Origin of the sequence: Pseudomonas muyukensis, assembly GCF_019139535.1 — a bacterium.
GTDB lineage: Bacteria > Pseudomonadota > Gammaproteobacteria > Pseudomonadales > Pseudomonadaceae > Aquipseudomonas > Aquipseudomonas muyukensis.
The window spans coordinates 2,452,522-2,465,422 of sequence record NZ_CP077073.1; the positions used below are offsets into that span (position 1 = coordinate 2,452,522).

The 12,901-nt window shown below is 64.3% G+C and carries 15 protein-coding genes; 3 read left to right on the forward strand and 12 right to left on the reverse strand.

Going from position 1 to position 12,901, the window contains the following annotated elements:
• Positions 1-48 precede the first annotated feature (48 nt).
• The 10 genes from KSS95_RS11065 to ccoN (KSS95_RS11110) form a co-directional block, all read right to left on the reverse strand.
• Complete coding sequence (locus KSS95_RS11065; protein WP_217853690.1) at positions 49-579, reverse strand: FixH family protein; 531 nt, start codon at positions 577-579, stop codon at positions 49-51.
• Positions 580-594: 15 nt separating this feature from the next.
• Positions 595-2,010 (reverse strand): cytochrome c oxidase accessory protein CcoG, encoded by a 1,416-nt coding sequence (gene ccoG / locus KSS95_RS11070; RefSeq protein WP_217853959.1) that lies wholly within the window; start codon positions 2,008-2,010, stop codon positions 595-597.
• Between the two features lie 280 nt (positions 2,011-2,290).
• Positions 2,291-3,268, reverse strand: coding sequence for a cytochrome-c oxidase, cbb3-type subunit III (gene ccoP, locus KSS95_RS11075; RefSeq protein ID WP_217853691.1), 978 nt, complete (start codon positions 3,266-3,268; stop codon positions 2,291-2,293).
• Positions 3,265-3,456, reverse strand: coding sequence for a cbb3-type cytochrome oxidase subunit 3 (locus KSS95_RS11080; protein WP_134693554.1), 192 nt, complete (start codon positions 3,454-3,456; stop codon positions 3,265-3,267). Before KSS95_RS11080 ends, ccoP (KSS95_RS11075) begins: the two co-directional genes overlap by 4 nt.
• A 5-nt stretch (positions 3,457-3,461) precedes the next feature.
• The gene (ccoO, locus tag KSS95_RS11085; RefSeq protein ID WP_134693551.1) at positions 3,462-4,070 is read right to left on the reverse strand and encodes a cytochrome-c oxidase, cbb3-type subunit II; all 609 of its coding nucleotides are present in this window, start codon (positions 4,068-4,070) and stop codon (positions 3,462-3,464) included.
• Positions 4,070-5,512: a cytochrome-c oxidase, cbb3-type subunit I gene (gene ccoN, locus KSS95_RS11090; RefSeq protein ID WP_217853692.1), complete on the reverse strand. Its 1,443-nt coding sequence runs from the start codon at positions 5,510-5,512 to the stop codon at positions 4,070-4,072. The genes ccoO (KSS95_RS11085) and ccoN (KSS95_RS11090) overlap by 1 nt, the downstream gene beginning before the upstream one ends.
• 423 nt (positions 5,513-5,935) lie before the next feature.
• Entirely contained in the window at positions 5,936-6,877 is a 942-nt protein-coding gene (ccoP, locus tag KSS95_RS11095; RefSeq protein WP_217853693.1) for a cytochrome-c oxidase, cbb3-type subunit III, read from the reverse strand.
• The gene (locus KSS95_RS11100; protein WP_134691797.1) at positions 6,874-7,065 is read right to left on the reverse strand and encodes a cbb3-type cytochrome oxidase subunit 3; all 192 of its coding nucleotides are present in this window, start codon (positions 7,063-7,065) and stop codon (positions 6,874-6,876) included. The genes ccoP (KSS95_RS11095) and KSS95_RS11100 overlap by 4 nt, the downstream gene beginning before the upstream one ends.
• A gap of 5 nt (positions 7,066-7,070) precedes the next feature.
• Positions 7,071-7,679 (reverse strand): cytochrome-c oxidase, cbb3-type subunit II, encoded by a 609-nt coding sequence (gene ccoO, locus KSS95_RS11105; protein WP_217853694.1) that lies wholly within the window; start codon positions 7,677-7,679, stop codon positions 7,071-7,073.
• A gap of 13 nt (positions 7,680-7,692) precedes the next feature.
• On the reverse strand, positions 7,693-9,117 hold the full coding sequence (ccoN, locus tag KSS95_RS11110) for a cytochrome-c oxidase, cbb3-type subunit I (RefSeq protein WP_050706570.1): 1,425 nt from the start codon (positions 9,115-9,117) through the stop codon (positions 7,693-7,695).
• A 49-nt stretch (positions 9,118-9,166) separates the two neighbouring features.
• Here ccoN (KSS95_RS11110) and KSS95_RS11115 point away from each other — a divergent pair, with 49 nt between their 5' ends.
• Positions 9,167-9,892: an alpha/beta family hydrolase gene (locus KSS95_RS11115; protein WP_225935574.1), complete on the forward strand. Its 726-nt coding sequence runs from the start codon at positions 9,167-9,169 to the stop codon at positions 9,890-9,892.
• A gap of 22 nt (positions 9,893-9,914) precedes the next feature.
• On the opposite strand, the gene ppnP is transcribed toward KSS95_RS11115, so the two are convergent.
• The gene (gene ppnP, locus KSS95_RS11120) at positions 9,915-10,199 is read right to left on the reverse strand and encodes a pyrimidine/purine nucleoside phosphorylase (protein WP_134691795.1); all 285 of its coding nucleotides are present in this window, start codon (positions 10,197-10,199) and stop codon (positions 9,915-9,917) included.
• A 73-nt stretch (positions 10,200-10,272) separates the two neighbouring features.
• The gene (locus tag KSS95_RS11125) at positions 10,273-10,824 is read right to left on the reverse strand and encodes a 3'-5' exonuclease (protein ID WP_217853695.1); all 552 of its coding nucleotides are present in this window, start codon (positions 10,822-10,824) and stop codon (positions 10,273-10,275) included.
• Between the two features lie 186 nt (positions 10,825-11,010).
• Between KSS95_RS11125 and KSS95_RS11130 the strand changes: the two genes are divergently transcribed.
• Together KSS95_RS11130 and KSS95_RS11135 are read left to right on the forward strand one after the other, a co-directional pair.
• Positions 11,011-11,805 carry a substrate-binding periplasmic protein gene (locus tag KSS95_RS11130; RefSeq protein WP_217853696.1) on the forward strand — a complete coding sequence of 265 codons (795 nt, stop codon included), beginning with the start codon at positions 11,011-11,013 and terminating at the stop codon, positions 11,803-11,805.
• Positions 11,806-11,868: 63 nt separating this feature from the next.
• Positions 11,869-12,876, forward strand: a complete 1,008-nt coding sequence (locus KSS95_RS11135; protein ID WP_217853697.1) for a GNAT family N-acetyltransferase — start codon at positions 11,869-11,871, stop codon at positions 12,874-12,876.
• The last annotated feature ends 25 nt before the right edge of the window (positions 12,877-12,901 follow it).

The window sequence follows — 12,901 nt, forward strand, 5'->3', positions numbered from 1 at the left end:
GGCCATGGGTCGCCAAAGGGGCGCAAGGCACCCCAGCGGTGTGGCGATTCATTGCTGGTGCTCGGCACCTTGCAGCGCTTCATCCCCCAGCTGCAAGGTCACCCCATGCTCGACCTTCTCTTCCTCGAACAGCCGCCACACATGGTCGTCCTGGCTACCCAGCAACTCGACGAAGCGCCGGCCCTGGACCTTGTCGTCGAGCTGGCCGACATAACGCCCCGGCTCGCTGCGCAGCAGCGGGACCTTGCGGTCCTTGTCCGGCTGGGTCGGCGAGATCAGGTTCAGCTCCAGCGTCTGTGGGGCACTGTTGCCGGTCAGGCGCACTTCGACCTCGCCGGTCAGTTCGTCCAGGTGCACGCTGGCCTTGAGGTTCAGGGCCTGGGCCAGCAGTTCGCGGTCCAGCGAGCGGTTGATGCCCTTGCCGGCCTCGTAGTAGTTGTCGTTGACCAGGTTGTCCGGGTTGCGCACGGCGATGCTGACCATGGTCAGGCTCAGGCACACCGAGGTGGCCAGGATGCCGATGATGATCCAGGGCCAGAGGTGCTTGTACCAGGGGCTGGCGGCGGTGGCGGCAGGCATTGTCGAAATTCTCTCTCAGCGGATCTGTGGGCCGATGAAGCGGCTCTTGGCTTCAACCTGGCTGGCACCGTCGTCGGCGTCCTTGAGGATGAAGGTGATTTCGTTGGTGGTCGAGGGCAGTTGCTCCGGGGCGACCGACAATTGCACCGGCAGGGTGACGATGTCGCCGGCGCTGACGCGGATCTCGCGCAGGCCTTCGAGCTTGAGGTCCGGCAGGCCGGCGGCGTCGAGCACGTAGACGTGGTCGCGCTGGTCCTTGTTCATCACCTTGAGGCTGTACACGTTCTCGATCCGCCCCTGGGCGTTCTCGCGATACAGCACGCGGTCCTTGGCCACGTCGAAGCCGACCAGCGAGCGGGTGGCGAAGGCGGTGGCCAGGGCGCCGATCATCACCAGCAGCACCAGGGCGTAGCCGATCAGGCGCGGGCGCAGCATGTGGGTCTTCTGCCCGGACAGGTTGTGCTCGGTGGTGTAGCTGATCAGGCCCTTGGGGTAGTTCATCTTGTCCATGATCGCGTCGCAGGCGTCGATGCACGCGGCGCAGCCGATGCACTCGATCTGCAGGCCGTCGCGGATGTCGATGCCGGTCGGGCAGACCTGCACGCACATGGTGCAGTCGATGCAGTCGCCCAGGCCCTTGGCCTTGTAGTCCATGTCCTTTTTACGCGGGCCACGGGTTTCGCCGCGGCGCGGGTCGTAGGAGACGATCAGGGTGTCCTTGTCGAACATCACGCTCTGGAAGCGCGCGTAGGGGCACATGTACACGCACACCTGTTCGCGCAGCCAGCCGGCGTTGCCGTAGGTGGCCAGGGTGAAGAAGCCGATCCAGAAGTAGGCCCAGCCGTCGGCCTGCCCGGTGAAGAATTCGAAGACCAGTTCGCGCACCGGGGTGAAGTAGCCGACGAAGGTCATGCCGGTGACGAAGCCGATCAGCAGCCACAGGCTGTGCTTGGTGAACTTGCGCAGGAACTTGTTGGCGCTCATGGGCTGCTTGTCCAGCTTCATGCGCTGGTTGCGGTCGCCCTCGGTGACTTTCTCGCACCACATGAACACCCAGGTCCATACGCTTTGCGGGCAGGTGTAGCCGCACCAGACCCGGCCGGCGTACACGGTGATGAAGAACAGGCCGAAGGCGGCGACGATCAGGATGCCCGAGAGCAGGATGAAGTCCTGCGGCCAGATGGTGGCGCCGAAGATGTAGAACTTGCGCTCGGGCAGGTCCCACCACACGGCCTGGCGGCCGCCCCAGCTCAGCCAGACAGTGCCGAAATACAGCAGGAACAGCACCGCGCCGCCGACCATCCGCAACCTGCGGAAGATGCCGGTGAAGGCGCGGGTGTAGATTTTTTCGCGCGAAGCGTAGAGATCGACGGAATCCTTCCCTTTGTTGGCAGGCGGGGTGACGTCATGTACCGGAATTTGCTTGCTCATCATCAAGTCCCACGGCAGTGGAGAAATGCCGCGGCCAGTGCTTGCCGGCCGCAGTCTCGCGCGTTCTGCTAGCGCTCTGCGGCCCATGATACGCCTGTGATGGCATACCTGGGGCGCGCTGCGACACTTAGTCGCGTTGGGTTCGTGGTATGAATCGTGATAAGGCGGGTGTCAATTGATACAGGTCAGCTTGTGCTGAGTTTGCTGGCCTCATCGCGGATGAATCCGCACCTACAGGGGGGGGTAGGAGCGGATTCATCCGTGAGCGGCCTGGCCTGCCTTATTCGGTCTGGGCCGGTTCCGCCTGATGCGACAGGCTGTACACATAGGCTGCCAACAAGTGCACCTTGTCGTTGCCTTGCATCTGCGCCTGGGCTGGCATCTGCCCTTGGCGACCGTAGCGGATGGTCTGTTGCAGCTGGGCGAAGCTCGAGCCGTAGATGAACGCCTGCGGGTGGGTCAGGTTGGGCGCGCCCATGGCCGGGGTGCCCTTGCCTTCGGGGCCGTGGCAGGCCACGCAGTTGCTGGCGAAGATCTGCTGGCCCTTGACCGGGTCGGCCTTGGCGTCTTCGGGCAGCTTGCGGCCATCGAGGTTGGTCAGCACGAAGGCGGCCACGTCGGCCACGCCCTGCTCGCCAATCACCGTGGCCCAACCCGGCATCACCCCGTGGCGACCATTCATGATGGTGGCCTTGATGGTCTCCGGTTCACCGCCCCAGCGCCAGTCGTTGTCGGTCAGGTTGGGGAAGCCGTAGGCGCCGCGGGCGTCGGAACCGTGGCACACCGAGCAGTTGGAGGCGAACAGCCGCGCGCCCATCTTCAGCGCCTGTGGGTCCTTGGCCACTTCTTCCACCGGCATGGCGGCGAACTTGGCGAAGATTGGCCCGAAGCGGGCGTCGGCCTTGGCCATCTCCTTTTCCCATTCGTGCACGCCGGTCCAGCCGGCCTGACCGTTGCTGAACTCGGTCTGCTTGTCGTTATCCAGGTACGCGTAGCCCGGCAGGATGCCTTTCCAGTTGCCCAGGCCGGGGTAGAGCACCAGGTAGCCGAGGGCGAAGACGACGGTGCCGACGAACAGCCAGAACCACCATTTCGGCAGCGGGTTGTCGTACTCCTCGATGCCGTCGAAGGCGTGGCCGACGGTTTCGTCGGTGATTTCCTCGCGCTGGCCCTTGCGGGTCGACAGCAGCAGCCAGGTCAGGGCGAAGATGGTGCCCAGGGTCAGGACGCTGACGTACAGACTCCAGAAGGTTGTCATTGTTGTTTGCTCCCAGAAGCTCGTGCTTGCTCGAGGTGCCGGATGGCCTCGGGATCGTCCGCGAACGGCAATTGCGTCGCTTCATCGAAATCCTTCTTGCGCCGTGGGCTGAACACCCACAGCGCCAGGCCCACGAAGGCCACCAGCACCAGCGCGGTGCCCAGACCGCGAATCATCCCGATATCCATCATGGTCACCGTTTGCTCTTGATGAGGGTGCCAAGGCCTTGCAGGTACGCCACGATGGCGTCCATCTCGGTCTTGCCCTTGACTGCGTCCTTGGCACCGGCGATGTCTTCGTCGGTGTAGGGCACGCCAAGCGTGCGCAGCACTTCCATCTTCTTGGCGGTGTCCTTGCCGTCGAGCTTGTGCTCGACCAGCCAGGGGTAGGACGGCATCTTCGATTCCGGCACCACGTTGCGCGGGTTGTACAGATGCGCGCGGTGCCAGTCGTCCGAGTAGCGGCCGCCGACGCGGGCCAGGTCCGGCCCGGTGCGCTTGGAGCCCCACAGGAACGGGTGGTCCCACACGCTCTCGCCGGCCACCGAGTAGTGGCCGTAGCGTTCGGTTTCGGCGCGGAACGGGCGAATCATCTGCGAGTGGCAGCCCACGCAGCCTTCGCGGATGTAGATGTCACGCCCCTCGAGCTCCAGTGCGGTGCGCGGCTTCATGCCTTCGACCGGTTTGTTGGTGACGTCCTGGAAAAACAGCGGGACGATTTGCGTGAGGCCACCGATGCTCACCGCGATGACCATGAAGAAGGCCATCAGGCCTATGTTCTTCTCGACTGCTTCGTGCTTCATCAGTGCGCTCCCACGACGACGATCTTGGCGGCTTCCTCAGCCTGTACCGGGTTGGCGGCGCGGACAGTGCGCAACACGTTGTAGGCCATCAGCAGCATGCCGGAGGCGAAGAACGCACCGCCCAGGGCGCGGACGATGAAGCCCGGGTGGCTGGCCTGCAGGGCTTCGACGAAGGAGTAGGTGAGGGTGCCGTCGTCGTTGATGGCGCGCCACATCAGGCCCTGGGTGATGCCGTTGACCCACATCGAGGCGATGTACAGCACGGTGCCGATGGTGGCCAGCCAGAAGTGCGCGTTGATCAGGCCGACGCTGTGCATCTGCTCGCGGCCGTAGAGTTTCGGGATCATGTGGTAGACCGCGCCGATGGAAATCATCGCCACCCAGCCGAGGGCGCCGGCGTGGACGTGGCCGATGGTCCAGTCGGTGTAGTGCGACAGCGAGTTGACCGTCTTGATGGCCATCATCGGGCCTTCGAAGGTGGACATGCCGTAGAACGCCAGCGACACCACCAGGAAGCGCAGGATCGGGTCGGTGCGCAGCTTATGCCAGGCGCCCGAGAGGGTCATCATGCCGTTGATCATGCCGCCCCAGCTCGGTGCCAGGAGGATGATCGACATCACCATGCCCAGCGACTGGGCCCAGTCGGGCAGGGCGGTGTAGTGCAGGTGGTGGGGGCCGGCCCAGATGTACAGGGTGATCAGCGCCCAGAAGTGGACGATCGACAGGCGATAGGAATAGATCGGGCGTTCGGCCTGCTTGGGCACGAAGTAGTACATCATCCCCAGGAAGCCGGTGGTGAGGAAGAAGCCCACGGCGTTGTGCCCGTACCACCACTGGATCATCGCGTCGGTGGCGCCGGCGTAGGCCGAGTACGACTTGAACAGGCTCACCGGCAGCGAGATGTGGTTGACGATGTGCAGCATCGCGGTGACCACGATGAAGGCGCCGTAGAACCAGTTGCCGACATAGATGTGCTTGGTCTTGCGCTTGACGATGGTGCCGAAGAACACCAGGGCGTAGGTGACCCAGACGATGGCCAGGAGGATCGCCAGCGGCCACTCGAGCTCGGCGTATTCCTTGGTGGTGGTCAAGCCCATCGGCAGGGTGATCAGCGCGCCGACGATCACCGCCTGCCAGCCCCAGAAGGTGAAGGCGGCCATGCTGTCGGAGATCAGGCGGGTCTGACAGGTGCGCTGCACCACGTAGTAGCTGGTGCCGAACAGGGCACAGCCACCGAAGGCGAAGATCACCAGGTTGGTGTGCAGCGGGCGCAGGCGGCCGAAGCTCGTCCATGGCAGGTCCAGGTTGAGCTGGGGCCATACCAGTTGCGAGGCGATGAAGACGCCGAGCCCCATGCCAAGGATCCCCCAGACCACCGTCATGATGGCGAACTGGCGGACGACCTTATAGTTATAAGCAGTCGGACTGATTGCAGTGCTCATTCTAAGGTTCCACGGTTTGGGTGTTCTTGTTGGTTGGTAAATCGGCGCCAGTATCGATAACCACCAGGGTTATGGCAACGCAAGGGATCGGGCGCCGACCCGTGTCCAGACCCGTTTCGCCACCGTCCCGTGGCGTTGGGGTCGAACGATTGTACACAAACAAATATTTGTAATGTGTACCGTTTTCCATATTTTTCTGATCGATCGGTCAAGCTTTTTGATCGGGACGGCATCAGGCTGTGTGCCGCGTCTGCTTCGGTCCTTTGGGAGCGAAGCCCACTGTGGCAACAAGCTTAGTTGTGTTCGGAGGGGGTGCAAGGGAGGGGGCGAGCGGGGGGAGGCTGGTGTGATGTGGTGGGGCGGATATCGAGCGCCGCGCGGGCGGCGCTCGATTTTACAGGCGTTGAATCTCTCCCGGCGTACTCACTGAGCAGTCACTGTTTCAGGAATCTGATCCTGCGACAGGCTATACACATACGCCGCCAGCAGGTGGACCTTGTCGTTGCCCTGGATGTCGGCCTGGGCCGGCATCTGGCCCTGACGGCCGTAGCGGATGGTCTGCTGCAGCTGGGCGAAGCTCGAACCGTAGATGAACGCCTGCGGATGGGTCAGGTTGGGCGCGCCCATGGCCGGGGTGCCCTTGCCTTCAGGCCCGTGGCAGGCCACGCAGTTGCTGGCGAAGATCTCCTTGCCCTTGACCGGGTCGGCCTTGGCGTCCGCCGGCAGCTGGCGGCCGTCGAGGTTGGTCAGCACGAACGCGGCCACGTCGGCCACGCCCTGCTCGCCAATCACCGTGGACCAGCCCGGCATCACGCCATGGCGACCGTTCATGATGGTCGCCTTGATGGTCTGGGCGTCGCCGCCCCAGCGCCAGTCGCTGTCGGTCAGGTTGGGGAAGCCGTAGGAACCCTTGGCGTCGGAGCCGTGGCACACCGAGCAGTTGGAGGCGAACAGGCGGCTGCCCATCTTCAGCGCTTGCGGGTCCTTGGCCACTTCCTCCACTGGCATGGCGGCGTACTTGGCGAAGATCGGTCCGAACTTGGCGTCGGCCTTGTCCATCTCTTTCTGCCACTCGTCCACCTGGGTCCAGCCGTTCTCGTAGCCGGGCAGGATGCCTTTCCAGTTGCCCAGGCCCGGGTACAGGATCAGGTAGCCGACCGAGAACACCAGGGTGCCGACGAACAGCCAGAACCACCATTTGGGCAGCGGGTTGTCATACTCCTCGATGCCATCGAAGCTGTGGCCCATGGTCTGGTCGGTGGTGTCGCTGCTCTGGCCCTTGCGGGTGCTGAGCAGCAGCCAGGTCAGGCCGATCAGGCTGCCGATGGTCAGTACGCTGATATACGTACTCCAGAAGGTGGTCATTGCCCGTTACTCCTCATGGCAGGTTCCTGCCCGGCGGGGGGCAGGCGGTCGTCGACGAAGGGCAGCAGGCGCGCTTCGGCGAAATCTCGGTCGCGGCGGCGGTTGAACACCCACAGTGACAGGCCGATGAAGGCAATCATCACCACCAGGGTGCCCAGGCCGCGGATCATGCCGATGTCTAGGTCCATCGCACTCACCTCTTGTTCTTGATCGCGGTGCCGAGCACCTGCAGGTAGGCGACCAGCGCGTCCATCTCGGTCTTGCCCTTGACGGCTTCCTTGGCACCGGCGATGTCGTCGTCGCTGTAGGGCACGCCGAGGTTGCGCAGGACGCGCATCTTGACGTCGGTGTGGCTGTTGTCGACCGCCGCGGCCACCAGCCACGGATAGGACGGCATCTTCGACTCCGGCACCACGTTGCGCGGGTTGTACAGGTGCGCGCGGTGCCAGTCGTCCGAGTAGCGGCCGCCGACGCGGGCCAGGTCCGGCCCGGTGCGCTTGGAGCCCCACAGGAACGGGTGGTCCCACACGCTCTCGCCGGCCACCGAGTAGTGGCCGTAGCGCTCGGTCTCGGCGCGGAACGGCCGGACCATCTGCGAGTGGCAGCCCACGCAGCCTTCGCGGATGTAGATGTCGCGGCCTTCCAGTTGCAGGGCGGTGTAGGGCTTCATGCCTTCGACCGGTTTGTTGGTGACGTCCTGGAAGAACAGCGGGACGATTTGCGTCAGGCCGCCGATGCTGACGGCGAACACCATCAGCAGGGCCATCAGGCCTATGTTTTTCTCAACGACTTCGTGTTTCATCAGGCTCTACTCCTCAAGCCAGCTGGGCATTGGCGGTGGCTTGCTCGGCAGCCGGGGCACGCACGGTGCGCCAGGTGTTCCAGGCCATCAGGAACATGCCGCTGAGGAAGATCACGCCGCCGACGAAGCGCACGACGAAGCCTGGGTGGCTGGCCACCAGGGTTTCGACGAACGAGTAGGTCAGCGTGCCGTCGCTGTTGACTGCGCGCCACATCAGGCCCTGGGCGATGCCGTTGACCCACATCGAGGCGATGTAGAGCACGGTGCCGATGGTGGCCAGCCAGAAGTGCGCATTGATCAGGCCGAGGCTGTACATGCGCTCCTTGCCGAACACTTTCGGGATGGTGTGGTACAGCGCGCCGATGGAGATCATCGCCACCCAGCCGAGGGCGCCGGCGTGCACGTGGCCAATGGTCCAGTCGGTGTAGTGGGACAGGGCGTTGACCGTCTTGATGGCCATCATCGGGCCTTCGAAGGTGGACATGCCGTAGAACGCCAGCGAGACCACCAGGAAGCGCAGGATCGGGTCGCTGCGCAGCTTATGCCAGGCGCCCGAGAGGGTCATCATGCCGTTGATCATGCCGCCCCAGCTCGGGGCCAGGAGGATCAGCGACATGATCATGCCCAGCGACTGGGCCCAGTCGGGCAGGGCGGTGTAGTGCAGGTGATGCGGGCCGGCCCAGATGTACAGGGTGATCAGCGCCCAGAAGTGCACGATCGACAGGCGATACGAATACACCGGGCGTTCAGCCTGCTTGGGCACGTAGTAGTACATCATCCCCAGGAAGCCGGCGGTGAGGAAGAAGCCCACGGCGTTATGGCCGTACCACCACTGCACCATGGCATCGGTGGCGCCGGCGTACAGCGAATAGGACTTGGTCAGGCTGACCGGCACTTCCAGGTTGTTGACGATGTGCAGGATCGCCACGGTGAGGATGAAGGCGCCGAAGAACCAGTTGCCCACGTAGATGTGCTTGGTGTTGCGCTTCATCAGCGTGCCGAAGAACACCACGGCATAGGCGACCCAGACGATGGTGATCAGGATGTCGATCGGCCATTCCAGTTCGGCGTACTCCTTGGTGCTGGTGTAGCCCAGTGGCAGGCTGATCGCCGCCAGCAGGATCACCAGTTGCCAGCCCCAGAAGGTGAACGCGGCCAGGCGTGGCGCGAACAGGGTGGTCTGGCAGGTGCGTTGCACCGAATAATAGGAGGTGGCGAACAGGGCACAGCCGCCGAAGGCGAAGATCACCGCGTTGGTGTGCAAGGGTCGCAGGCGGCCGAAGCTGGTCCACGGCAGGTCAAGGTTGAAGGCGGGCCAGGCGAGCTGGGCGGCAATGAAGACGCCGAGCCCCATCCCGACGATGCCCCACACCACCGTCATGATGGCGAATTGGCGGACCACCTGATAGTTGTAGGCGGTACTGCTGGTTGTGTTCATGTATGGGTTCCCATCCACGGTTATAGGCAGGCTAGACAGCGAGGCAAGCATGATTAATGGGCAAAGTGCCGGTATTGACGGGGATCAATGGGCGAAGATCGCAAATGTCCCAGGCTTGCGCTGCGATCCTCCGAAAACTCCGGGGGATCGCGGCGTTTGCGCCTGCCTGATCCTGGCCCATGGCGCCGGTGCGCCAATGGACAGCGGGTTCATGGAGGACATGGCGCAAAGGCTGGCGGGGCAAGGGGTAGGGGTGGTGCGCTTCGAGTTTGCGTACATGGCCCAGCGGCGTGTCAGCGGCGCTAAACGGCCGCCCAATCCGCAGAAGGTGTTGCTGGAAACCTGGCGGACTGTATACGAACAGGTGCGACCTTTAGTCGCAGGAAAATTGGCCGTTGGCGGCAAGTCCATGGGCGGGCGCATGGCCAGTTTGCTGGCTGATGAACTCGGCGCCGATGCGCTGGTGTGCTTGGGCTATCCGTTCTATGCGGTGGGCAAGCCGGAAAAACCCCGGGTCGAGCACCTGGCGGGGCTGCGGACGCCCACGCTGATCGTGCAGGGCGAGCGGGATGCCCTGGGCAATCGTGAGGCGGTGGCGGGGTATGAACTATCGCCGGCGATCGAGGTGTGCTGGCTGGCGGCGGCGGATCATGACTTGAAGCCGCTGAAGGTGTCCGGGTTCAGCCATGAGCAGCATCTGCAGACGGCGGCGCAGCGGGTGGCGGGGTTTTTGACCGATGCGCCGGCAAGCCGGCTCCTGCGCTGTTCCCTGTAGGAGCCGGCGAACCTGTACGCGCTTAGTCGCGGTACTCGCACAGGTAGGCGGTATCGACGGCGACCTTGAGCTGGAACTTGCTGTCGGCCGGCACGTTGAACTGGCTGCCTGCGGCGAATTTCTCCCAGTTGTCGCTGCCCGGCAGCTTGACGGTCAGGGCGCCGGAGACCACGTGCATGATCTCGCGCTTGGCGGTGCCGAACTCGTATTCACCCGGCGCCATGACGCCGACGGTAGCCGGACCTTCATGGCCTTCGAAGGCGATCGACTTGACAGTGCCATCGAAGTACTCATTGACCTTGAACATGGGGCGGCTCCTGAAAAAGGGCTGAAAAATGGGCTGGCCAGTATGCCCAAGGCCCACGGCGGCGTCATCTGTTTCAGGCATCCCCCGCCGGCAGGCTCAAGGGCAGCAGGCGGGCGGTGTTGCGCGCATCCTCCAGGGCCCGGTGCTGGCGCCCGGAAAACTGCAGCCCGGCCAGTTGCAGGGCGCCGTTCAACCCCGCCGGTCGTTGCAACTGGCGGGCCTTGGCGAAGCGCTGCTTGAGGTTAATGTGCGGCAACTGCGCCAGCAGGCTGTGCACCTGGTGCAGCTGCCATTCTTGCAGCAACTGCTTGCGGTCGTAGTCGCCCCAGCTGACCCAGGCCTGCAACTGTCCCTGGTGATGCGCCAGCCAGCGCTCGAACTGCCCCCAGACCTCGGCGAACGGCGCGGCGCCGTCGACGTCGGCCTGGCGAATGTGGGTCAGCTCGCGGCAGAACGGGGTCAGTTGCGGCCGCCGCCTGGGCCGCACGAAACGCTGGAAATGCTCGACCTCGCGGCCGTCGCGGGTGACCAGGCTCGCGCCGATCTCGATGACTTCCATATCCGTGACCGGCCAGCCACCTTCATCGGTGGTGGCTTCCAGGTCGATCACCAACCAATGGCCCATGCCAGGCTCCCTATCAATGCACGAAGATCCCTCGGCAAGCCCTCGAAGAGGCGCCAGCGCGCGGGCCAGTAGAGCGTAGCCAAAGTCGGCGCGCACGGCATCCCCTGGCACTTTGGCATATCCGGCGGTTGTGCCGGTCAGGGAAAACGCCTAGCTTAGGCGCATTAATGTGATGAGTGTCCCGACTTGATCCCTTTGCCCAGCCTCAAGCTGTCGTCCACCTTGCTGCTGTTCGCCACCTTGTTGCTGACAGCTGCGGCGCGGGCCGACGAGGCCCATGAGGTGAAGGTCGGCGCGGCGCACTTCCCGCCCTACACGGTGCGCCCGGAGCAGGGAGCCGATACCGGCTTGCTGCCGCAGTTGGTGGAGGCGCTGAACCGGATGCAGGGGCAGTACCGGTTCGTCCTGGTGCCGACCTCGATTCCCCGGCGCTTCGGTGATTTCCAGCAGGGCCGCACCGACATGGCGATCTTCGAGAACCCGCAGTGGGGTTGGCAGGGCATCGCGCACAAGGCCGTGGACATGGGCCTTGAGGATGCCGAGATCTTCGTCGCCCGCCAGCAGGCCGAGCGTGACCAGCGCTATTTCGACGACCTCGACGGCAAGCGCCTGGCGCTGTTCAACGGCTATCACTATGCCTTCGCCGATTTCAACCCAGACCCGGCCTACCTGAAGAAGCGCTACCGGGCGACCCTGACCTACTCCCACGACAGCAACCTGAACATGGTCGAGCGCGGGCGCGCCGATGTTGCCCTGGTGACCCGTTCGTACCTGATCGATTTTCTCAAGCGCAACCCCGGCAGCGCGTTGATGGCCTCGGAGCGGGTCGACCAGGTCTACCATCACTACGCGCTGCTGCGCCCCGACGCGCCGATCAGCCCCGAGGCATTCGCCGGCCTGCTGCGCGGCCTGCGCGAGAACGGCGAGCTGCTGCGCATCTTCCGGCCCTACAAGATCACTGTCGAAGCCCCGCGCGACTAAATTGCCCGGGGCGGGTCACGTTCACAGGAGTGAGCCTTCTTTCACTTGCCGTGAGCCATGACCATGCCGTTCGATGCTGCTTCGCCGCCCCTTTGCGCGCCTCGTTGGCGCACCCTGCACGCCGACGAGGGCGATTGCCACCTGAGCCTCGCCCTGGAAGGACGCCCGTTGATCGGCGTGCGTCTGGTGCCGGAGCAGGCGCTGCATGTGCACCTCGAGCAGCTTTGCCCTGAACGCTCGGAGCAGGCGTTGTGGGCGGCCTGTTACTGGTTGCTGTCCCGTAATCCGGGTTGTCTGCGCCTGGTCTGGCACTTGCCGGGTGTGCAGTCGCAGGCCCTGGCCAGCGGCTTGCTGGTGCCGGGTGAGGCGCCGGGGCAGTACCTGTGCGAGCGCGCGTTGTTCTGGCAATTGCCCCAGCCGTGGCTGGGCGAGTCGCGGGCCTACCCGCAGCAGATGCTGATCAGCCAAGGCAAGCGCCACCCGCGCCGTGCGCCCAAGCCGCGCGGCGAGGTATACCGGCGTTTCGATGCGCGCCTGGGGGCCTGGGTGTCGTTGCGCACCCTGGAGATCGAGCAGGACCTTGAGCGTTTCAATCGCTGGCAGAACAGCTCGCGGGTCGCGCAGTTCTGGCAGGAGAGCGGTACGCTGGCGCAGCACCGCGAATACCTCGGCAAGCTCGAGCAGGACCCACATACCCTGACCCTGATCGGCTGTTTCGACGATGAGCCGTTCGCCTACTTCGAGGCCTACTGGGCCAAGGAAGACCGTATCGCGCCGTTTTATCCTGCCGACGACTACGACCGCGGCATCCACATGCTGGTGGGGGAGCAGGCGCACCGCGGGCCGCACAAGGTGGCCAGCTGGCTGTCGGCGCTGGTCCACTACCTGTTCCTCGACGACCCGCGCACCCAGCGGGTGGTGGCCGAGCCGCGCGCCGACAACGGCAAGATGATCGGCTACATGCACGACCAGTGCTTCCACTGCGAGAAGGAATTCGATTTCCCGCACAAGCGTGCGGCGCTGATGATCCTGGGGCGTGAGCGGTTCTTCGATCGCTGCAGCTTGGTGTGAGGCGCGTCGCCCTGCAGGACTCGGC